Consider the following 21,220-nt stretch of genomic DNA (forward strand, 5'->3'; position numbering starts at 1 on the left):
ACAAAAATTGGACGGCATGACTCCGGTTGAATTCCGGAAACATGCCATCCAATTAATCGCTTAAAACATCACTCCAATTTATGGGGGTCAGTTCACAATGCTTTTTTTATTAAAGTACAATTACTTGCAAGTACTTTAATAAATCTTTTATTCAATATTTACGCATTCCTTTTGAAACCGAAACACCAATTTGGTACTCAAGAATTGCGTTTAATTTTGTTTTTTGAGAAAAATACATAACCAAAACCTCGATTGAACTTACTCGAATTCGAGATGGTCAGTACAATCGGCTTTTTTTAGATTCAATTTTATTTGTGTAATATTTTTTGGATAATTTTAAGTTTATTAACTGAATATGGCGGATAAATAAATTTAAAATCAATTCCCCTTGATGAGTTCAAAATTGACTTAGCGTGCGAAAATACTTTCAAACTTTCCCTTCCATGATAACTACCCATTCCCGCAGCACCTACGCCACCAAAAGGTAGATTTTCATTTATCATATGCATAATCGTATTATTTATCGCACCACCACCAAAACTGATACCATTTATTACTTGCCTTTGTTCTGCTTTGTTTTTTGAGAAAATATATAATGCTAATGGTTTCGGTTTTTTATTAAGCGGTGTTATCACTGCATCTTCTAGGCTTTGTGTACTAGCAAATGTAATGATTGGTAAAATTGGGCCAAAAATTTCTGCTTGCATAATCAAACTATCCCAATTAACATTCATCACAGTTGGCGCAATATATCGGTTAGCTTTGTTTGCCTGGCCACCTATTAAAATATCACCTGAGCTTAATAAATTATTTAAACGTTGCCAATTTTTGTCATTTATAATTCGGGTAAAATCGGGGCTCTGCTCTGGATCACTACCATAAAAATCATTAATTACTTTCTTTAATTCTGCGATAAAGCTTGATTGTACTGTATCATCAATTAAAACATAATCAGGTGCAACGCAGGTTTGACCGGCATTCATAAATTTACCCCACGCAATTTTTCTAGCCGCTAACTTGATGTCAGCATGCTTGGTTACAATAACTGGACTTTTACCCCCTAACTCCAAAGTTAATGGTGTTAAATGTTGACTAGCTGCTTGCATTACTATTTTCCCCACCTGCTCGCTACCAGTAAAAAAGATATAATCAAAGTTAAGCTTCAGTAAACGTGTTGTTATCACAATGCCACCTTCTATACATATCACCTGCTGTTCAATAAAAGTGGACTTTAAGATATTACTGATTACCTGACTAATATTAGGTGTTAACTCAGATGGTTTCACGATTACTGTATTACCAGCAGCAATTGCGCCAATTAATGGTTCAAAAACCAGTTGAAAAGGATAATTAAATGGACCAATTATTAAAACTGTACCATATGGCTCATATTTAATATAACTGCTTGCGCCAAGTAAGCTTAGTGGTGTTGGTACTTTTTTATCCTGCACAAATTTAGGAAGTATTTTTAATAGATGACGAATATTATTTAGTATTAAGCCAATTTCTGTTGTATATACTTCAGTTTTACTCTTACCTAAATCATGTTCAAATGCTAAATATAAATCATCAGTATATTTCATAATATTTTTTGCTAATTTTTTTAATATTCTTTTTCGTTCTTGGGCGGTTAATTGCCGATGCTTTTGGAACCATTGTTGCTGTGCTATAAAAGATTGCTCTATCTCATTTATCATCTTGCTATTCTCCCAATAAATAAATCAACATCATTAATTTAAGTTTAAAGGTTTATACCTTTAAACGCAATTGTTAATAAATAATAACGATGGAATAAAAATCACCGCCGACAATGCACCCCTTGTCACCTGAAAATACCTAAAAAGGACTAAATTTAGAAGAATTTAGTCCTTTTTAGGTATTTTTATCGTATAACAATCGCGTTGGCTCATAATTTTTTGGAGCTACTATGCCCCTAATAAATTTTTAACTAATTTTTCTGCTACTAATCGCACTGAAAAAGGATTTTGGCCAGTAATTAAGTGCCCATCTTGAACAACAAATGCCTTATAAGCCCGTGCTTTTTTAAAGTTAGCTTGTTGTTGCTTAGCAATTTTTTCATTTAAAAATGGGACAATGTATTTTTTCCCACTTAAAAATTCTTCCATTCCTGTAAAGCCAGTAACCTTTTTACCAGCAACTAATAACTTACCATTATTATCTTTAATATATAGTATGCCAGCAATTCCATGACAAACGGATGTCACAAAGCCATTATTTTTATAAATATTGGCTGCAATTTTGTGTAGTTTTAAATTTTGTGTGAAATCCCACATTGCACCATGCCCGCCAGCAAAATAAATAGCGATATATTCATCTGCCTTAATTTCATCAGGATGCTTGGAATTAGCTAAAGCTGCTTGCGCAAATTTTGATGAGTTGTAAATTTGTAAATCCCGCACGGTTGCATATTTATAACTGCGTGGATCAATCGGTACATAGCCCCCTTTGGGACTAACATAATCAATATCAAAACCAGCTTTACTAACAATGTCAACAAATTCAGTAGCTTCACCTAGCCACAATCCCGTTGCATGTCCAGTTTCGCCGTAGCGACTTTGATTTGTTAGTACCATTAATATTTTTGGCATTTTTAACTCCTTTATTGCATAAAAAACTGATATCCATAATCTCTATAAGTATAGTTGATTATTATCAATGTTGCATACATTAGGCAGCATCCCCAATTAATACTTAATGATAACGCATCCCCCCGTCGACTTGTAATGATTGCCCAGTTATATATTTTGCCTGATCTGAAACAAACCAACTAACAACATCTGCCACATCTGCTGGCGTGGCTTCTCTTCCTAGGGCAATTTCTGCTAAACAATTAATTAAGGTAAAACCAGATTTCGTCGGCTTTATTTTTGCAAAGAGTCGACGCTAAATTTCACTTAATGAAGCCTTAAAGTTAAGAAAACAGCTCGATTCTAACATCCCCACTGTTGGTGTTTTCATTGATGCCCCTTTGGCTGTTATGAAAAATGCATATACCAGTGGTGCAATTAGCTATCTTCAACTACATGGTAATGAATCAGAAGAAACAATTAAAACTTTACAAAATATGGGTAGCAACGTCATTAATGTTGTCCATCACGCGTCCAATTTAAAGAGTATCGCTGATTATGTCATGTTAGATAGTAGTAATGGTTTAGGTATCACACCTGATTGGCACCACCTACCAGCTATTCACCGTCCCTGGATATTAGCAGGTGGTTTAACCAATACTAATATCGCTGAAGCAGTCGCACTTACACATCCCTCAATTGTGGATGTTTCAAGTGGTGTTGAAACTGATGGTATTAAAGACTTGCATAAAATTACTGAAATTATTAATACCGCACATAATCTACAATGACATTTGAAAGAAAAATACTGATTATGACAGAACTAAACTTAAACCTTAACGCAAACAATTCGGGACGCTATGGTCAATATGGTGGCCTATTTTGGGATAGAATGTGAAATTTTTATGGGCAAAGAAGATACAGATCGGCAAAAACTAAATGTTTACCGTATGGAATTATTAGGTGCTAAAGTTCATCCAGTCACCAGTGGTTCAATGGTCCTAAAGGATGCCATCAATGCCGCCCTACAAGAATGGGCAACGCGCGTTGATGATACGTTCTACGTTATGGGCTCTGCTACTGGTCCACATCCATATCCTTTGATGGTTAGAGATTTTCAAAGCATTATTAGTCAAGAATCAAAAACACAAATTTTAGCTGAATTAGGCAAATTACCTGATTATGTTGTTGCTTGTGTCGGTGGTGGTAGCAATGCTATTGGTAGTTTTGCTAACTACATTGACGACCAAGCTGTTCACCTAATTGGTGTTGAAGCAACTGGTAAAGGCGTTAATACCCCTTTAACTGCAGCCACAATTGAACGTGGAACTGATGGTATTTTTCATGGCATGAAATCGATTTTTCTCCAAAACAAGACTGGTCAAATAAATCCTGTATATTCACTTTCTGCAGGTTTGGACTATCCTGGGGTTGGCCCTGAACATGCTAATTTAGCGATAACAAAGCGGGCTGATTATGTTGGCATTACAGATGATGAAGCAGTTGATGCTTTTGAATATGTTGCTCAAACCGAAGGAATTGTCGCTGCCATTGAAAGTTGCCATGCAATTGCGTATGTTAAAAAACTAGCCCCCACATTACCCAAAAACGCCATCATAATCTGTACCCTGTCTGGGCGTGGTGATAAAGATGTAGCAGCAATTGCCAAGTATAGAGGAGTTGATATTAATGAGTAATTTAAACAACGTTTTTAAAAATAATAAAGCATTTATCCCCTTTGTCGTTGCTTGTGACCCTGATTTTGATACTACGGTTGCTAATATCATTGCTTTGGCTGAAGGGGGGGCCGATATTGTTGAACTTGGGATTCCTTTTTCTGATCCCGTTGCAGATGGGCCGGTTATCCAAGCCGCCGATATGCGAGCATTAACAAACAAGCCAGATCTTACGATGGACGATGTCTTTGATATTGTTAAAAAAGTCCGCCTAACTACTGCTATTCCAATTGTGTTACTTACCTATTCAAACATCATTTTTCAATATGGGTATGCCGCCTTTTGTAAAAAATGTGCTGCATTAGCGATTGATGGTTTAGTTATTCCCGATATGCCCCTTGAAGAACAAACTGAACTAAAACATTTTACTGATAAGGCAAATCTTGCTTTAATTCCTCTCATCACCCCAACCTCTGGGGTTCGTATTGCAAAAATAGCTCAAGCAGCTAGTGGTTTTATCTACGTTGTTTCATCATTAGGTGTTACTGGACTACGTGCTAATTTTGATCAAAATTTAGCTGATGTTATTGCACAAATTAAAAACGTCTCAGCCATTCCCACCGCCATTGGTTTTGGCATTCATACTGCTACACAAGCACAAACAATGGCTAAATTTGCGGATGGTGTTATTGTTGGTAGTGCTTGTGTCCAAATTGTCGCGAAATATCAAAAAATGGCCCCACCTTATCTCAAACAATATACCCAAACAATGAAACAAAGTATTGCTAGCACATTAGATGAATGAAGCCTAAAAATTTAAATAAAAAAATAAGCAACTAGCTTACGCTAATCGCTTACTGAAAACTTTAGTTGGGAGGCTAAAGTTTTTTACTATACTATTTTTTAGGAAATTATCTATGAAAAGATGTTTATTTAAGGGATGTATATAATATAACCAGCCGAGATTAAATCAAGATAAAAATAGTTGCTTTTTGTACTTAATTTTTTATTTATTAGCAAGAATAGCTGGTAACACCATAATCAAGAATAAAATTCCCATAACTAATGCAAATAAACTAAATATTAATAATCTTTTGCGATTTATTCGCCCATTTTCATCCTTAATTGCAAGATAAATCAAAATTATTAATAATAATATTGTAAAAATATTCATTATCACCTAACTCACTTAGCCTAATTTAGATAAGTATTAATTTTATTCTTTTTAGCTAAAAATAACAAGTTTTTTAGGCAAATTGTACGCTACAATATGGATTAAAATTAGTATTTTAACTAAATATTAACCATCTTAACTAAACAGGAGTTAATTACCAGCGATTAATTACATTGTATTCCTTTTAAAGTTGTGCGAAACCATGTTCCAAATCTGCTAATAAATCATCAATATCTTCTACACCAACCGATAGGCGAACTAGCTCATCTTGAATGCCACTTGCCAGTCTAACTGGCTTTGGAATTGCACCGTGTGTCATTACGGCTGGTATTTCAATTAAACTTTCCAAAGCACCAAGACTTTCAGCTAGCGTAATTAACTGTAGATTTTCAACAAACGTAACGGGATTTAAACCAGGTTGTAGCTCAAATGAAATCATTGCACCAGCACCATTAATTTGCTTTTTGGCTAATGCAAAATCAGCATTATTTGGATCACCAGGGAAATAAATCTTCTTAACCTTTGGTTGTGCCTTTAAGTATTCAAATACCGCTTGAGCATTCGCTAAATGTGCTTTCATACGCAAGGCTAACGTTTTAATCCCACGTTGCAATAACCAACTTTCTTGTGGTGCTAAAATAGCTCCAATTGCATTTTGCAAGTAACCAATTTGATCTGCAATGTTTTTGTCTTTAGCTACAACTAACCCGGCAATTAAATCACTATGTCCACCTAAATATTTTGAAGCACTGTGCAACACAATATCAGCACCTAAATCTAATGGTTTTTGAATATAAGGCGTCGCAAATGTATTATCAACAATACTTAATAAACCTTGGTCCTTTGCAATTGTCGCAATCGCATTAATATCAGTGATTTTTAACAATGGATTAGTGGGAGTTTCTAAATAGATTGCCTTAGTTTCTGGTTTTATAGCTGCTTTTACCGCTGCTAAATCACGCGTATCGACCGTAGTAAAAGTTAAGCCCATTCGCTTTAGCACATTATCAATTAATCGAAAGGTACCGCCATAAACATCGTTACCTACAATAATATGATCTCCGGCAGAGAATAGCGCAAAGACAGTACTAATAGCTGCTGAACCGGAAGCAAAAGCAAAACCACTAATCCCATTTTCTAATTCTGCAATTAATTGCTCAAGTGCTTCTCGTGTTGGATTACCTGACCGTGAATATTCATATTTTGCTTCGCCAATTTTGGTTTGTTTAAACGTTGATGCCATATGAATTGGTACTGAGACAGCCCCTGTTGTTTTGTCAATACTAATACCACCGTGAATTAATTGGGTTTCAAATTTCATTTTTATCCTCTTTTCTGTTTTTAATTTATTTTTTATAACTTACCATAGATATCTTGACTCATATATCTTTCGCTACTATCGGGAAAAATAGTCACAATATTACTATTAGCCGGTAGTTTTTCAGCCATCTGTAAACTAGCTTGTAATGCCGCACCACTTGAACTACCAATGAATAAGCCTAGTTTACTAGCGGCTTGTCTGACTTGCTTGAAGGCTGCTTCATCACTTATCGTCATAATCTCATCAATTTTTATCTCTGCAAAAAATGGTGGTATAAATTCAACGCCAATGCCTTCAGTCTTGTGTCCATGAGCTGGCCCGCCATTTAATATTGACCCAGCCGGTTCAACGACAACGGTTTTTATCGCATTATTAAATTCATGTAAACCCTTAGCAATTCCCGCAAAAGTACCACCACTACCAGCACCAGCAACAATTGCATCAATTGACATTCCTTGCATATCACTTATAATTTCAGGAACTAAACTAGTATAATAGGCCGCAGGATTAGCAGGATTAGCAAATTGCATTGGTACATAGCTATTTTCAATTTCACGTGCTAATTCCTGTGCTTTTGCAATCGCCCCTTTAATACCTAAATCAGAGTTGGTATTAATTATCTTAGCTCCAAGAGCCCGCATGAGTTCTTGTTTTTCAAAACTAAATTTTTCTGGAACAACTAAGATTGTTTTCAAATTACGTTGCCCAGCTGCTAATGCAAGGCCAATACCAGTATTACCAGCGGTTGGTTCAATAATCGTTGTCTGCTCATTGATTAACCCTTTGGCAAAGCCATCTGCTAGCAAGTGCACGCCTAACCGGTCTTTTATACTACCACCCGGATTATACATCTCTAACTTGGCAAATATTTTACTTTGCTTTGGCACCTCAATTGGTAACTCAATCAATGGGGTATTTCCAATTAATGCTGAAACATTTTTGACTAGCATCTTTACTCCTCAAATTTTAATGACATTATACAAAAAAGACGTATCAAACCTGATTGGCTTACATACGTCTTCATAAATACTATTTTTAAACAGCGTCTCGAACTTACCTAATTCTTTATAAACTGTACGCTAAACATAGTATCACACTGAAAACGTGCAATACTACAACAACATACAAGATTTTTTTGAATTAGTTTAGCCATGTTATTAAACGCTCCTTTTAATTTTTCGAACAAGCTAATTTTTGCATAGTTATTTATTTTTTGCAAGAATTAATTAATCATCTTTTTTAATTGTATATAACAAAATGTTTATTACCAAGTTATTTTAACTACTTACATTTAACCTGCTACCACTAACAATTTTGTAATTCTTATGATTGGCAATTAGTAACCTGCCAAATAAGCGCTCTTATAATAAGTCTAATAGGCAATAATGTTGAGTAGTTACCTTAATTATTTCGTATAATCATAGCCTAAGCTAGTACGTTTCATATTTTGATAAATTAGATAACCTAGCGCTATCCCGCCAATAACATCGGTTGGATAATGTGCCCCCATATAAATACGCGCTAACCCTACTAAAATAATAATTACAACTGCGATCGTTTTAATAAGTGTATTTTTAGCCATGAAAAAGGTTAGTAAAATAGCGCCCATTAAGAGAACAACGCCAAAGGAGTGACCACTAGGAAAACTAAATCCGTTATCACTTGCTAAATGACCAATTGGGCGTGCCCGTTGTAAACCATCTTTTAAAATATAATTAATAGCAAATCCTAACACTGTATATAGCCCCAAAATGATTGCCCCACTAAGATCTTTTTTAAAGAGCAACCAATAGCAACATAAAATTAATAAATAAATTAATATTAATTTTGGATCAAAAATTGTTGAAAATGTTTTACTTATAAATTCAATTGGCAACATTTTTACCATTTTAATGATAACTGTATCTAATCCACTAAATAATTTTGTTTTAGTAACTAACAAGGCATACCCAATGTAAATAATAGCACCGTAAATATTAAATGTTTTTAATCGCATGTTCCCTCCAAGAAACCTCTTATTCTTATATATAACTTAAAACTATATAAAATTATATACCATAGTTTGTTTAATTTACCTACTAAATATTACCCTTAATAAAAATTTTCTGATTTTCCGCTAGCTCATTAATTTTAACATACGTTAACACATATCTCTTGGGCAACCGATATTTTATGCTCTATAACAAATTTTTGCATATAACAACTAAATTTAACTCCGCATACTGGTTTACTCATTTCAACATTACTAATCTGACATTATTTATTTATTATGTTATGATGCTAGCTAATGGTTAAAAATAATCTATATGCCATAGATTTATTAACTAGGAGTGACATTAATAAAAATAGTAGCTCCTAACTATTATGAAACGAGGTTTATATGAGTAAAAAAGTAAAAGGCAAAGTTAGTCTTTTTAATGCAGTAATGTTAGGTTTAGGTGCCATTATTGGTTCAGGTTGGTTATTTGGTGCGTGGGAGGCAACCCGTGTTAGTGGTCCTTCAGCCATAGTTTCTTGGATTATTGGTGCTTTTATTACCGCGATTATTGCCTATAATTATATTGAATTAGGGACAATGTTACCGGAAAATGGTGGGATTAGTAAATACGCTCAATATACCCATGGTTCTTTAATTGGTTTTATTTCTTCATGGGCTAATTGGATTTCATTAATCACGATTATCCCGATTGAAGCCGTTGCAGCTGTGCAATATATGAGTAATTGGCCCTGGCATTGGGCTAAATTTACAGATCATTTAATGGTCAATAACCAGATAACAACTATCGGTTTATTAGTTGTTTTTCTATTTATTATCATTTTCACTCTCTTAAACTATTGGTCAGTAACTTTACTAACGCGCTTTACTAGTTTTATTTCGATTTTTAAAATTGGTATTCCCCTAATTACAATCATTATGTTAATGCTTAGTGGTTTTCATGTAAGTAATTTGGGCCATAATGTCAGTTCTTTTATGCCCTATGGCTCATCGGCAATCTTTAAAGCCACCACGACGGCCGGTATTATTTTTTCGTTAAATGCCTTTCAAACAATTATTAATATTGGTAGTGATATTGAAAATCCTAAGGTAAATATTAAAAAAGCAATCAACTTATCATTACTTATTAGTAGTATCATTTACATTTTATTGCAAATTACCTTCATTGGCGCTTTAGCTCCCAGTTCAATTGCAAAATATGGTTGGGCTGGTATCAACTTTGCCTCACCATTTGCTGATCTTGCCATTCTATTAGGAATTTATTGGTTGGCAGTTCTACTGTACATGGATGCGTTCATCTCACCTTTTGGAACTGGGGTGTCAACCGTGGCTTCAACTGGACGGGCTTTAGCTGCAATGGTTGACAATGAACATATGCCTAAGATTTTAGGTAAAATGAATCAAAAATATGGTACCCCACGCATCGCTATGACCGTTGATGCTTTAATTAGTATTATAATGGTTTCACTTTTTCACTCTTGGGGGACGCTTGCCACAGTTATTTCCACGTTAATGCTCATTGCCTATTTAACCGGCCCGGTTACTTTGGTGGCGTTTAGAAAAATGGCGCCACAGTTTAGCCGTCCAATTAAAAACAATCAGGTGAATATTACCGCACCACTTGCATTTGTCTTAGCTTCATTAGCGATTTACTGGGCAATGTGGCCAACTACCATTGAAGTCATTTCGATTATTTTATTAGGGATGCCAATATACTTCTATTATGAATGGCAAAAAGGATTTCCAAAAACCAAAGATCATATTACTGGTAGTTGGTGGTTAATCATTTATCTATTAGTATTGTCACTACTTTCATACCTTGGAAGTACCGAATTTAATGGAATTGGTTTAATTGCCTATCCTTATGACTTTTTAGTAATAATTATTCTTGCGTTAGGCTTTTTCTATTGGGGGACCAATAGTCAGTTATTCACAAAATACTTTAAAGCTGCCAAAAAATTAAATTATACAAAAGTCATGTCACCAACAAAACGGCAAAAATTATTAAAAAAAGAACGCTCCAATAAATTAGCTCGTCATTTAAAACGCAAAAAATAATTGGGTAAAGAAACTAATACTAATTCCGCAACTAATTAATAATTAAAAAGAGGACTCAATTTTTATAAATTGAGCCCTCTTTATTATTTTTAACGTATTAACTTGCAGCAGTCATGCGTAATATAGCTGGTGGTGTTACTAAATAATCATTTATCTCACTTAAAAATCGCTTAAAATGCGCAGTCTCATTATGGGTTGCTACTGCGGCTTGATCACGCCAATGTTCAATTATCTCATATGTATCTTGACAATCAATTTTTTTAAAGTGTGCATAGGCTAAGTTCCCCTTTTCGGCTAGTGATTTATTTACTAACTCCCTAACAAATTTTTCATAATCTGCCCGTTTTTCATCCTTAACTTGTAGTTCAACATTAATTACTTCCATAATTTTACCCCACAAAAATTTATTTTGAAAGTCCTTGCGCAATCGTGATAATGGCGGCTTGTAAGCCCACGACAATCGAGTCAGCATAGTTTACCACGCCATTAAGACCCCCTTCAGTAAAGAATTCTTCTTCTGTGATACCAAAACGTAATCCCAAAATTCCCTCTGCATCATCTGCTTGATCATTAACAGGCAAAATATTGGCTGCTTCTAAAATATCCCAGCTTTTCAAAAAATTAGCAAAATTTTCATTTGTAAAAATTTCATCCATCGTTACTTCTGGTGCCGTTACTTGTAAATAGGTAAACATCTTGAAGAAAGATTCACCCATATCATTTAAGACAAACATCGTAACTTCATTACCATCTTCATCAGTTTGGATTTCACGTGTAATAGCCCACCGAATGCCTGAGATACCGACAGATGCGTTAAAACTTGCACCTTCTGGTAAGTCTTTAAAACTTACGCCTTCATCTAAAATAAGCGTACGAATAGCACTAAATGGGTTTGCTACCCATGTAAATTCTTGATTAGCATTATTATTTTGTACGACTTCTTCTGAAACAACACTTTTTGTAAACTCAAAGCTTGGGGCCATCGCTGAAAGTTCAGCAATACTTGGTATGTTTTGCATTTAAAATTCTCCAATTCTGTAACTTAAACATGATAATATTTTTTAAGCTAGCATAGCTTGTTATTTAATATTAGCACTTTTTTCTGATAAAAAACGCGATTTTTCTAATTTTTCTAATTTTTATTTTCATTTAAAAATGTGAATTAATGGTACCGTTATTCCTTTAAACCTAATACAATTAAACTAACTAAAAATTTATTATTCAATAATTGCAAGAAATGCTTTAAAGGAGTAGTTAATGTCTTCTATTGCTAAGATACGTCTAGCGCATGCCCTTAAAAACTTAATGCAAACAAAGCCTCTCGACAAGATTACCATTGATGAATTAACGCAACTAGCTGATTTAAATCGTAATACGTTTTACTATCATTTTGCCGATATTTATGACTTATTGGATTGGACTTTTGAACAGGATATCATCATTCAAGTGAAACGTAATTTAACTGCTAAAAATTGGCCTTCTAAATACCAAATTACCCTTGATTATATTTCAACCAATCGCCATTTTTGCCTTGAAAGTTTGCATTCACAACGCCGTGATCTTTTAGAAAATTTTCTTTTTGAATTAGGCACTCAAATGGTAAAATCGGTCGTTTTAGATATTGATGATCAAATCAATCCCCATTTAAGTTGTGATTTAATCAATTTTTATGGTGGTGCGATCGCCTCACAAGTCCTCCAGTGGCTATTAGATGATTTAAAAACACCAAAAAACGTGCTAATCTCGCGCGCCACTGCCATTTTAGATGGCACAATCGAGTTTGTTATTCACAAAAACACACATAAGTAACCTTACTCTAAACAAAATTGTAATTTTGTCCAAAGACATCTCTAGTTTTTCTGCCTATAATAAAGCTAGTAAGCGATATTTAATTAGTTGTATTTTGAAAGGATGGACTAAATTATGAAAAAAGTATTTGGTATCTCAATTCTACTACTTGGTGGGGCAACTCTAATTAGTAGTTGTTGCTTAGCAAAGAAAATGGACCTTTTTAAAACTGATGATTCAGCTGATTATGCTAAATTCGACACTGCTAATTAAATTTTATTTTCCTATTTATTAGTCTAAATTTAGAATTAAAAGGAGAACTATTATGCGTAAAAATAAAGCCGTAATGATTGGTGCTGGCCTGGCTAACATGGCCGCTGCAGTTTACTTAATTCAAGAAGGTCACTGGTCTGGAGATGCAATTACCTTTTATGCACTCGATCAGCATGGCTCAAATGACGGTGATACGACTGATGCAGTCACTGATGAATATTGGAATAAAAATCATCCAATGGAAAACACTAAGGGCTATGTTGCACGTGGTGGGCGGATGTTAAATTATCGGACCTATGTTGATTTAATGGATTTACTTGATCGAATTCCATCTGCAACAGAAAAAGGTATGACTGCTGCTGAAGATACGCGTGATTTTGATGCTAAACACCGCACCTTTGATAAAGCACGCTTACTTGAAGGTAGTCGTGGTATTTTAGAAAGTGGTAAATTAGGCTTTAATAATACCGATCGGCTCCTGTTAACGAAATTAATTATGATGCCTGATTCGCAAGAAACGGTCTTAGATAACGTTACGATTGCTGATTATTTTCAAGATGATCCCCACTTCTTTGAAACTAACTTCTGGTTCATGTGGGAAACCACCTTTGCATTTAGAACTAAAAGTTCCGCGCAAGAATTACGGCGCTACATGCATCAAATGATTTATGAATTTACGCAAATTGAACATTTAGTAGGGGTCAATCGTACGCGGTACAATCAATATGAAAGTATTATGCTACCCCTAATTAATTATTTAAAAGAACAAGGCTGTCAACTTATTTTAAATCGTCGCGTAACTGATTTTATCTTTAAAGAAACACCAATGAATGATGAAATTACGGTAACTGGTTTGAAAATGACCAATACAGAAACAAACGAAGTTGAAAATATTAAGATTGATAATGATACTGCGGTGATTTTCACAAATGGTTCGATTACCGATTCAGCAACCTTAGGTGATTATGATCATGCCGCGCCAGAAAACATGGATTATGGGGCTGCGTCAAGTCTTTGGAAACAAGCCACTAACCACTTTTATAATTTAGGTAATCCTGATAAATTTTTTGCAGATCGTGATGCAAGTGAATGGGTAAGTTTTACGTTAACCACTAAGAATCATTTATTATTAAATGAAATAACACGCATTACTAATCAATTACCTGGTAATGCTCTTAACTCCTTTATTTCTACTGAACCAATCACTCCTTTAAATCAAAAGGACGTTAATATGTCGATTGTTGTTCATCATCAACCTCATTTTACTAGTCAAAAACCTAATGAAACGGTGCTATGGGGCTATTTCTTATATCCACGGCGGCATGGTGAATTTGTAGACAAACCTTATATTGAAATGACTGGGAAAGACATGGCTCTAGAGTTAATTGGCCAACTATCTAAAGTTGATCCTGGACCAATTAATATTAAAGACCGGCAAACAGAGATTTTGGATAGTATTATTAATAATATTCCTGTTTATATGCCCTATGCGTCAGCATTATTTAATAACCGTGCTAAAACTGATCGCCCTGAAGTTATTCCCGATCATTCGACTAACTTAGCGTTTACTGGTGAATTTGTTGAACAACCCTACCAAATGATTTTTACGGAACAAAGTGCTGTTCGTTCTGGTGAAATTGCTGCTTATCATTTTGCTGGTATTCCAATGAATCGGCTAGTTAAAACACCTCGTTACGACAAAGATATTAAAACTTTGATACGCGCAACTAAGAAAATGTTTGATTAACCGTTTGGGGACCATAATTGTCTTGGGTTTATCATAAAAGATTTAAAATTTGGTCATAAAAAGCAACCAAATACTGGGAAAAGCCCAGCTTTGATTGCTTTTTTTATTCTCATAGCTAAAATTGGTTGTCTAATTGTCGAAAATGAGCTATCCTTAATTTATAAATTACATAATTTTGGTTGGAGCTTTGGCTTTCAAGAAAAATATCTTAGTTTGGGTTGCTAAGTTTTTTCTTGAACCAAAGTTCTTTTTATTTTTAGGAGGATTTATTTTAGATGGATTTATTTCTCAAACTTACTATTATTTTATTTTTTATCACTATAGCAAATCATTTTTGTAATCGTTTCAATTTACCCTCGGTTATTGGGCAACTTTTAGTCGGTGTTGTCATTGGACCAGCCATTTTTAATATCATTACGTATGATCATTTTATTACGTTTTTTAGTGAAATCGGCGTTGTCTTACTCCTATTTATTGCGGGCTTGGAAAGTGATATCACACAATTAAAGAAGTATTTACGACCAAGCTTAGCCGTGGCCGTTTTAGGTGTTGTCATTCCATTTATGGCAACCTTCCTTCTCGGTTATTTGTGGCATTTTAATATCGTAGCCACACTATTTATAAGCATCATATTCTCAGCCACATCAGTTTCAATTTCAGTCGAAGTACTTAAAAATATGAATATGCTAGCTAAACCGGTTGGTGCGACGATTTTAGGGGCCGCTGTGGTTGATGATATTTTAGCCATTATCATTTTAAGCCTTGCTACTAATTTAGTTCGTTATCCATTAAGCTTTAATCAACTTAATCTCTTACTGTTATTGACCATTAAACAAGTATCTTTCTTTATTATTATTATTTTGAGTGCAAAATATCTGATACCGAAATTATTGCAATTAGCGGATAATCTATTATTTCCCTTCTCAGAAATTATTATTAGTTTAATTATTTGTTTTACCATTGCGGCCTTTGCAGAAGCAGTCGGTTTAAGTGCGGTTATCGGTGCCTTTTTTGCTGGTATTATTATCAGTAAAACACAAGGTCGTAAAAATATTACTCATAATATTTCCATTATTGGTTATACCTCATTCATTCCGATTTTTTTCATTAGCATTGGTTTAAATATGCAGCTCAAAGGTCTTTTAAATGATCTTATGTTGCTAATTTGCTTAGTGTTAGTAGGTGTTTTGTCTAAATTATTGGGGGCCGGTCTAGGTGCAAAGCTAATGCAGTTTTCAACTGATGATGCCCTAATTATTGGTGCGGGTATGATTGCGCGTGGTGAAATGGCATTGGTAATTGCGCAAATTGTTTCCAATGCCAACTTGATCTCAAACACGATTTACTCTACAGTAATTGCGGCCATTATTATTATCACCCTAATTGCCCCCTTTATTTTAAAATTTAAACTGACTACTTAATGTTTAAAAGTTCCTATCAATTAAATTGAGGCTTTTTACACCAACTTGATTTGTCCAAGCTCTTTTGAATTTATTGGTCCGTAGCCCAGGTTTCCCGATTATTATTAATTAAAGCGACAAGATTTTCGGGATCGGCAACCCCAATTATTAACCGCGTATATTTTTCATTTTTTAGCTGAATCACTACCGGTGTATTTCCTTTATTAATATTGAAAAAACTTTCTGTGCCATGTTTACGAAAATTCCCGGCCCAGTAATAACCTGGTAGCGCCGTGCCTGGTGCACGGAGTCCTTTACTTTCGTTTAAAATTGCTGGCTCAATTTTAGCCCCAACTACGTGTTCTATGGGCACAACTATTTTATTTTTCAAAGCAGCAAGTTTACTAAGACCTTGTGGCACAACTAATAAGTTTTGCTTGTTAATTTTAACGATATTCAACATATGAAGCACCTCACGTTATATTAATAATGGATATTATTTAGCTTAACTAGCTATGTTATACCATATACTAATGCTGTGTACTAGCATTTCCATCCTTGTGCTAATTATCTAGCAATCAATTACTATTCATGTATTATTAAAAGTAACTAAGTTAACCACACACCCAAACACACAACAAAAAAGGCCTGAATTGCTATAAATTCAGACCTTTTTTGAGCAAACATACTGCTTAATTAACAGTACATGTTGATACTAGGAGACCACCTTCACACTTGGTTTACCAAAAACATTTGTGGCCATCCTTAATTTTTAAACCAACGCCTTTAAATCAGCTTCAATTGTTGCTAGTTTTTTATCAGCAAGTACTTGCGATTCACCCACAACACCAGTGTATAATTTCAACTTAGGTTCGGTACCAGATGGTCGGGCTGCCACCCATGAACCATCAGCTAACCAGTATTTTAAAACATTGGCTTGGGGTTGTGTTAACTTACTAATGGTGTTTGTTTTTACATCAGTTACTAAACCACTATCAAAATCTTCAGCTTTAACGACTGCTAGGCCACCAAAATGGGTTGGGTGGTCATGCCGTAGATTAGCCATAACCTGAGCCATTTCATCTGCACCATGAATACCTTCAAAGGTTAGACTGAGTGTATTTTCAGCAAAGTAACCATATTTTGCATACAACGCAGCTAAGCCATCTGCAACCGTCATGTTTTGTGATTTATAGTATGCTGCCACCTCTGCAAACAATACTAGCGCTTGAATTGCATCTTTGTCATGGGCAAATGGTTTAACTAAATAACCAAAACTTTCTTCAAAACCAAATAAGAATTCATGATCTTGATCACGTTCAAAACGTTCAATCGTTTCAGCAATATATTTAAAACCAGTTAAGACATCAAAAGTTGTAACACCAAAATTTTTAGCAACTGTTGGGGCAAATCTTGATGAAACAATTGACGTTACGATGGCTCCATTAGTAGGCAGAGTTTTAGTCTCCGCTTTAGCTGTTAATAAATAATTAACTAAAATTGCGGCAATTTGATTCCCCGATAATACTTTAAACGATCCATCCGCTAAACGCACAGCCGCTCCCAACCGATCCGCATCTGGATCAGATGCCACAACTAAGTCTGCGCCCTCTTCAGTTGCATATTTAATAGCCAAAGATAAGGCTTCTTTTTCTTCAGGATTGGGCTTAGCCACGGTCGGAAAATCACCGTCAATCACGGCTTGTTCTTTAACAATCGTATAATTAGTAAAGCCAGCTTGTTTGAGCGCTAATTCGCCAATGTATTGACCAGTCCCATGGAGTGGTGAATACACTAGTTTTAGTTTGGCACCTTCTTGGTCGATTAATTTTTGATTAACTGACACTTTTTTCATTGCTGCTAAATATTTTTGGTCAATGTCATCATCAATGATTTGAATAGTTGTATCGGCAGCATCTACCGCAACCGTAAATGGATTAAGATCCGCTAATTGATCAACAATTACCTTGACGGCTTCTGGGGCCATTTGCCCACCATCAGGGCCATAAACCTTATACCCATTGTATTCCTTTGGATTATGACTAGCAGTAATCATAATGCCCGCTGCAGTTTTTAAATTACGCACGGCAAAACTCAACTCTGGTGTCGGCCGCAAACTCGAGAAAAGATATACTTTAATCCCGTGTTGACTGAGCACCCGTCCGGCTTCCTTTGCAAATACTGGTGAATAATGCCGTGAGTCATAAGAAATTGCTACCCCGGCTTGTTGCGCTGCTGCTCCTAATGAGTCAATATAGCGTGCTAGTGCTTCTGTTACTTTTCGTACCGTGAAGATGTTCATACGATTGGGGCCCACGCCCAACAAACCACGCATCCCCGCCGTACCAAATTTTAAATCTTGATAAAAAGCTTCTTCTTGTTGATTTTCATTCAATGTTGCCAATTCACTAGCTAGGTCAGTTGGTAATGTTGCTGCTTGCCATGTAGCCATCGTTTCTTGCCATGTCATAAACGTTAAATCCTCACTTCTATCTATAAGTTATTTTTACTCTTTTATTTTACCATTTGCGGTGCCCGCATAAAACATAACTTCTAACGGTCGTCCGGTTTCTTGCTTGGTACGCCCCTTAATCCGCGCAAATAAAGTTGCAATTAATTTTGCTGCAATTAATTGGGTTGGTTGGATGACTGTTGGTAATTGCGGCGCCAATTGACGAATTAATTTACTACCATCATAACCGGTAATATAAAAATCTTCATAGGGTTTTCGCCCAGCATTCTTGATAATTTGCGCAATTTCTAATGCGATAATATCATTACTGGCAATCACCCCATCAAAATCACCGGGAAACAAACTTATTGCACTTTGATAGTTTAAATCCAAAGGCACATAGTCGATGCCATGCGCCGTTAATTCATCAACTGCTCCTTGAACCCGCATTAATGTTGGTGAGGTTGATGTGTCCTCATCAATCAAAATTGCCACGCGCTTAACTTGTTTACTAAGCATATACTGAGCTGCGAGCTGGCCACCTAAATAGTTATCAGCTGATACGATGGGAATATTGTCAGATAAATAACGATCAAACGCAACCAGTGGGGCTGATATTTTTTGATATTCAGCAATGCCTAAGTTATGCGAACTGGAAATAATACCTTCTACTTGATTAGCCATTAACATGCCCAAATATTCATGCTCAATTTGTTCATTTTCAGCTGATGAAGCAATAATGACTTTATAACCCTTTTGAAATAATTGCCGTTCTAAGGCATTAACTAATTCTGCAAAAAAAGGATTAGTTAAATTTGGAAAAATTAAACCGATAAACTCGGATGCCTTACCTTGCATTGCACGTGCTAATGCATTCGGGCGATAGTTTAACTCGTGCATTGCTTGGTGCACCTTATCAATGGTTTTTTGGCTTAATGACCCATAGTTATTAATTACGCGCGAAACTGTTGTCACAGAAACACCGGCTAACTGTGCCACATCTTGTAATTTTGCAACCATATTACCCCCTTTTTCTATTTGACTAAGCATTATGCTTAGCCTTCGTTTACCCCTCTTAGGTCGGTGTGTTTTACCCCACGTTTTACTTGAGTTTTAACTGTTAATTTTTGGCATTAGTCCTGTTATAACTAGTCCCTAGTAAAAGAACAATTGCATCAAAGTAATTCACACTCCTTCTTAGTATACTAAAAAAACACTGAAAAGTACCAAACCTGCCAGTGTTTTTTTAATCTTTATAGTTGGGTTTGGTCAGCTACAGTTTGACTCATTACTTCGTGACCGTTAGCAGTAATCTTAAAGGTCTTGTCAGCGGCATTAGCTTCTAACACTGCCACATTTTGTTGATCACTATCTTTACGCGTAATCACAATTGTTTCTGCCGTAGGCGTAGTTACTTCAATCGAACCAGCTAAGTCAAACGCTGCAAATTCATTACGCCATGCCAGTAATTGTAACAACTTAGCTACCACTGGGCGTTTTACTTCTTGGGCTACTTCTGCTTTAGAATAGTAATGCCGATTAATGTTACGGCCTTCCTTAGTTGCTTCAAGCAATTCAATATCATTTGCCCCGGCTAATAGTCCAACATAATAAATTTGTGGAATCCCCGGTGCAAAAATTTGAAAAGCACGACTTAATAAGTACGCTTTGTCATCATTACCTAAAGCTGAGTAATAGGTCGAATTAATTTGATAAATGTCCAAGTTATTATATGAAGCTGATGAGTATGTCTTCTTGACATTCGCTCCTACTTTATATAGCTCCTCTGACGCAAAATCAATTTCTGCATCAGTAAGAATATCACGCGCATCAACAACCCCGATCCCATCATGCGTATCAAGCGTCGTAAATTGTTTCATTGGTGACATACGCAACCATTTAGCTAGGCGGTTAGTTTTACCAGAATACATTGTATATAAGGTTGTCATTGGTAAGGCAAAGTCATAGATAAAGAAATCATGGTCTGCAATTTTTTTAGGAATTGAGTAGTGTTCATGAATTTCAGGTAAAATCTCAGCTTGAAGCGGTGCTAAAATATCTCGCACTTCATTTAATAAATCCCAAATTTCAGGTTCAATGAAGAAATCATTAGTATCTGCTTTTTTAATAGCATACGCAAATGCATCCAAACGAATTAAGTCAGCGCCATGCGCAACCATTTCGGTTAGTGTCCGCTTGATAAACTCTTTTGCAACTGTCGCTTTAACATCGATATCAATTTGTTCTTCACCAAAGGTGTTCCAAAGATTTTCTGTTGTCCCATCGGCAAACGTAATTGGTTGAATGGGTGCCCGATCTTTTCGTTTGTAAATTAGATCAACATCCGCTTGCGTTGGTCGGTTTTCACCTGCTTCTTGCCAGAATTTTTCCCAACGAATAAAGAAATCTTTATATTCTGATGCATCATGTTTCGCTTTAAAATCTTGATACATAACTGATTCACGTGAAATATGATTGATCATGAAATCAAACATTAAGTAATACTTTTCACCAAGCGCTTCAACATCTTGCCAATCACCAAATGCACTATCTACTTTGGTGTAATCAGAAGGTGCAAAACCACGATCACCAGTTGATGGGAAAAAAGGTAACAAGTGGACACCACCAATGGCATCACCGATATATTGATCTAATACTTCTTGAACTTCTTTTAGATTTTTACCCATTGAATCCGCGTAAGTAATCAACATTGCTTTATTTTGAACTGGCATTTTATTTTCCTCTTT

At 35.4% G+C, this 21,220-nt stretch carries 19 protein-coding genes and 2 pseudogenes; 8 read left to right on the top strand and 13 right to left on the bottom strand.

Annotated elements, in window-relative coordinates:
• Positions 1–308: 308 nt before the first annotated feature.
• From JOC59_RS04810 to JOC59_RS04820, 3 genes and pseudogenes are all read right to left on the bottom strand, one after another.
• Complete coding sequence (locus JOC59_RS04810; RefSeq protein ID WP_205143669.1) at positions 309–1,697, bottom strand: aldehyde dehydrogenase; 1,389 nt, start codon at positions 1,695–1,697, stop codon at positions 309–311.
• 228 nt (positions 1,698–1,925) lie between these two features.
• Positions 1,926–2,609: a type 1 glutamine amidotransferase domain-containing protein gene (locus JOC59_RS04815; RefSeq protein ID WP_205143670.1), complete on the bottom strand. Its 684-nt coding sequence runs from the start codon at positions 2,607–2,609 to the stop codon at positions 1,926–1,928.
• 103 nt (positions 2,610–2,712) lie between these two features.
• A pseudogene (locus tag JOC59_RS04820) lies at positions 2,713–2,853 on the bottom strand (SDR family oxidoreductase); the annotation flags it as partial.
• A 55-nt stretch (positions 2,854–2,908) separates the two neighbouring features.
• Between JOC59_RS04820 and JOC59_RS04825 the strand changes: the two are divergent.
• From JOC59_RS04825 to trpA, 3 genes and pseudogenes are all read left to right on the top strand, one after another.
• On the top strand, positions 2,909–3,379 hold the full coding sequence (locus tag JOC59_RS04825) for a phosphoribosylanthranilate isomerase (protein WP_205143722.1): 471 nt from the start codon (positions 2,909–2,911) through the stop codon (positions 3,377–3,379).
• A gap of 84 nt (positions 3,380–3,463) precedes the next feature.
• A pseudogene (gene trpB / locus JOC59_RS04830) lies at positions 3,464–4,285 on the top strand (tryptophan synthase subunit beta); the annotation flags it as partial.
• Positions 4,278–5,069, top strand: coding sequence for a tryptophan synthase subunit alpha (gene trpA / locus JOC59_RS04835; RefSeq protein WP_205143672.1), 792 nt, complete (start codon positions 4,278–4,280; stop codon positions 5,067–5,069). The pseudogene trpB and the gene trpA, both read left to right, overlap by 8 nt.
• Positions 5,070–5,270: 201 nt before the next feature.
• Here trpA and JOC59_RS04840 read toward each other — a convergent pair whose 3' ends face one another.
• From JOC59_RS04840 to JOC59_RS04855, 4 genes are all read right to left on the bottom strand, one after another.
• Positions 5,271–5,438, bottom strand: a complete 168-nt coding sequence (locus JOC59_RS04840; protein WP_205143673.1) for a hypothetical protein — start codon at positions 5,436–5,438, stop codon at positions 5,271–5,273.
• A 184-nt stretch (positions 5,439–5,622) separates the two neighbouring features.
• A complete protein-coding gene (locus JOC59_RS04845) occupies positions 5,623–6,759 on the bottom strand; it encodes a trans-sulfuration enzyme family protein (RefSeq protein ID WP_205143674.1) in 1,137 nt (378 codons plus the stop codon).
• A 32-nt stretch (positions 6,760–6,791) separates the two neighbouring features.
• The gene (locus tag JOC59_RS04850; RefSeq protein ID WP_205143675.1) at positions 6,792–7,709 is read right to left on the bottom strand and encodes a PLP-dependent cysteine synthase family protein; all 918 of its coding nucleotides are present in this window, start codon (positions 7,707–7,709) and stop codon (positions 6,792–6,794) included.
• Between the two features lie 455 nt (positions 7,710–8,164).
• A complete protein-coding gene (locus tag JOC59_RS04855; RefSeq protein ID WP_205143676.1) occupies positions 8,165–8,755 on the bottom strand; it encodes a phosphatase PAP2 family protein in 591 nt (196 codons plus the stop codon).
• Between the two features lie 384 nt (positions 8,756–9,139).
• Here JOC59_RS04855 and JOC59_RS04860 point away from each other — a divergent pair, with 384 nt between their 5' ends.
• Positions 9,140–10,813, top strand: a complete 1,674-nt coding sequence (locus JOC59_RS04860) for an APC family permease (RefSeq protein WP_205143677.1) — start codon at positions 9,140–9,142, stop codon at positions 10,811–10,813.
• A gap of 97 nt (positions 10,814–10,910) precedes the next feature.
• Here JOC59_RS04860 and JOC59_RS04865 read toward each other — a convergent pair whose 3' ends face one another.
• Together JOC59_RS04865 and JOC59_RS04870 are read right to left on the bottom strand one after the other, a co-directional pair.
• On the bottom strand, positions 10,911–11,198 hold the full coding sequence (locus JOC59_RS04865; protein ID WP_205143678.1) for a putative quinol monooxygenase: 288 nt from the start codon (positions 11,196–11,198) through the stop codon (positions 10,911–10,913).
• Between the two features lie 19 nt (positions 11,199–11,217).
• Positions 11,218–11,832: a hypothetical protein gene (locus tag JOC59_RS04870; RefSeq protein ID WP_205143679.1), complete on the bottom strand. Its 615-nt coding sequence runs from the start codon at positions 11,830–11,832 to the stop codon at positions 11,218–11,220.
• A gap of 238 nt (positions 11,833–12,070) precedes the next feature.
• Here JOC59_RS04870 and JOC59_RS04875 point away from each other — a divergent pair, with 238 nt between their 5' ends.
• From JOC59_RS04875 to JOC59_RS04890, 4 genes are all read left to right on the top strand, one after another.
• Positions 12,071–12,622: a TetR/AcrR family transcriptional regulator C-terminal domain-containing protein gene (locus tag JOC59_RS04875; RefSeq protein WP_205143680.1), complete on the top strand. Its 552-nt coding sequence runs from the start codon at positions 12,071–12,073 to the stop codon at positions 12,620–12,622.
• A gap of 114 nt (positions 12,623–12,736) precedes the next feature.
• The gene (locus tag JOC59_RS04880) at positions 12,737–12,874 is read left to right on the top strand and encodes a hypothetical protein (protein WP_205143681.1); all 138 of its coding nucleotides are present in this window, start codon (positions 12,737–12,739) and stop codon (positions 12,872–12,874) included.
• Between the two features lie 49 nt (positions 12,875–12,923).
• A complete protein-coding gene (locus JOC59_RS04885; RefSeq protein ID WP_311734499.1) occupies positions 12,924–14,621 on the top strand; it encodes an oleate hydratase in 1,698 nt (565 codons plus the stop codon).
• 275 nt (positions 14,622–14,896) lie between these two features.
• Positions 14,897–16,042, top strand: a complete 1,146-nt coding sequence (locus JOC59_RS04890; RefSeq protein ID WP_205143683.1) for a cation:proton antiporter — start codon at positions 14,897–14,899, stop codon at positions 16,040–16,042.
• 70 nt (positions 16,043–16,112) lie between these two features.
• Here the strand turns inward: JOC59_RS04890 and JOC59_RS04895 are convergent, their stop codons facing one another.
• From JOC59_RS04895 to gtfA, 4 genes are all read right to left on the bottom strand, one after another.
• Positions 16,113–16,484 (bottom strand): hypothetical protein, encoded by a 372-nt coding sequence (locus JOC59_RS04895; RefSeq protein WP_205143684.1) that lies wholly within the window; start codon positions 16,482–16,484, stop codon positions 16,113–16,115.
• A gap of 309 nt (positions 16,485–16,793) precedes the next feature.
• Entirely contained in the window at positions 16,794–18,491 is a 1,698-nt protein-coding gene (locus tag JOC59_RS04900) for a phospho-sugar mutase (RefSeq protein WP_205143685.1), read from the bottom strand.
• Positions 18,492–18,527: 36 nt separating this feature from the next.
• Positions 18,528–19,493, bottom strand: a complete 966-nt coding sequence (locus tag JOC59_RS04905) for a LacI family DNA-binding transcriptional regulator (RefSeq protein ID WP_205143686.1) — start codon at positions 19,491–19,493, stop codon at positions 18,528–18,530.
• 233 nt (positions 19,494–19,726) lie between these two features.
• Positions 19,727–21,205, bottom strand: coding sequence for a sucrose phosphorylase (gtfA, locus tag JOC59_RS04910; protein ID WP_205143687.1), 1,479 nt, complete (start codon positions 21,203–21,205; stop codon positions 19,727–19,729).
• Between the last annotated feature and the right edge of the window lie 15 nt (positions 21,206–21,220).

Origin of the sequence: Periweissella beninensis (genome assembly GCF_016908275.1) — a bacterium.
GTDB lineage: Bacteria > Bacillota > Bacilli > Lactobacillales > Lactobacillaceae > Periweissella > Periweissella beninensis.

Coding starts and splice junctions, on each gene's coding strand:
- JOC59_RS04810 (WP_205143669.1), bottom strand. CDS start 1,697: ATGATAAATGAGATAGAGCAATCTTTTATAGCACAGCAACAATGGTTC.
- JOC59_RS04815 (WP_205143670.1), bottom strand. CDS start 2,609: ATGCCAAAAATATTAATGGTACTAACAAATCAAAGTCGCTACGGCGAA.
- trpA (WP_205143672.1), top strand. CDS start 4,278: ATGAGTAATTTAAACAACGTTTTTAAAAATAATAAAGCATTTATCCCC.
- JOC59_RS04840 (WP_205143673.1), bottom strand. CDS start 5,438: ATGAATATTTTTACAATATTATTATTAATAATTTTGATTTATCTTGCA.
- JOC59_RS04845 (WP_205143674.1), bottom strand. CDS start 6,759: ATGAAATTTGAAACCCAATTAATTCACGGTGGTATTAGTATTGACAAA.
- JOC59_RS04850 (WP_205143675.1), bottom strand. CDS start 7,709: ATGCTAGTCAAAAATGTTTCAGCATTAATTGGAAATACCCCATTGATT.
- JOC59_RS04855 (WP_205143676.1), bottom strand. CDS start 8,755: ATGCGATTAAAAACATTTAATATTTACGGTGCTATTATTTACATTGGG.
- JOC59_RS04860 (WP_205143677.1), top strand. CDS start 9,140: ATGAGTAAAAAAGTAAAAGGCAAAGTTAGTCTTTTTAATGCAGTAATG.
- JOC59_RS04865 (WP_205143678.1), bottom strand. CDS start 11,198: ATGGAAGTAATTAATGTTGAACTACAAGTTAAGGATGAAAAACGGGCA.
- JOC59_RS04870 (WP_205143679.1), bottom strand. CDS start 11,832: ATGCAAAACATACCAAGTATTGCTGAACTTTCAGCGATGGCCCCAAGC.
- JOC59_RS04875 (WP_205143680.1), top strand. CDS start 12,071: ATGTCTTCTATTGCTAAGATACGTCTAGCGCATGCCCTTAAAAACTTA.
- JOC59_RS04880 (WP_205143681.1), top strand. CDS start 12,737: ATGAAAAAAGTATTTGGTATCTCAATTCTACTACTTGGTGGGGCAACT.
- JOC59_RS04890 (WP_205143683.1), top strand. CDS start 14,897: ATGGATTTATTTCTCAAACTTACTATTATTTTATTTTTTATCACTATA.
- JOC59_RS04895 (WP_205143684.1), bottom strand. CDS start 16,484: ATGTTGAATATCGTTAAAATTAACAAGCAAAACTTATTAGTTGTGCCA.
- JOC59_RS04900 (WP_205143685.1), bottom strand. CDS start 18,491: ATGACATGGCAAGAAACGATGGCTACATGGCAAGCAGCAACATTACCA.
- JOC59_RS04905 (WP_205143686.1), bottom strand. CDS start 19,493: ATGGTTGCAAAATTACAAGATGTGGCACAGTTAGCCGGTGTTTCTGTG.
- gtfA (WP_205143687.1), bottom strand. CDS start 21,205: ATGCCAGTTCAAAATAAAGCAATGTTGATTACTTACGCGGATTCAATG.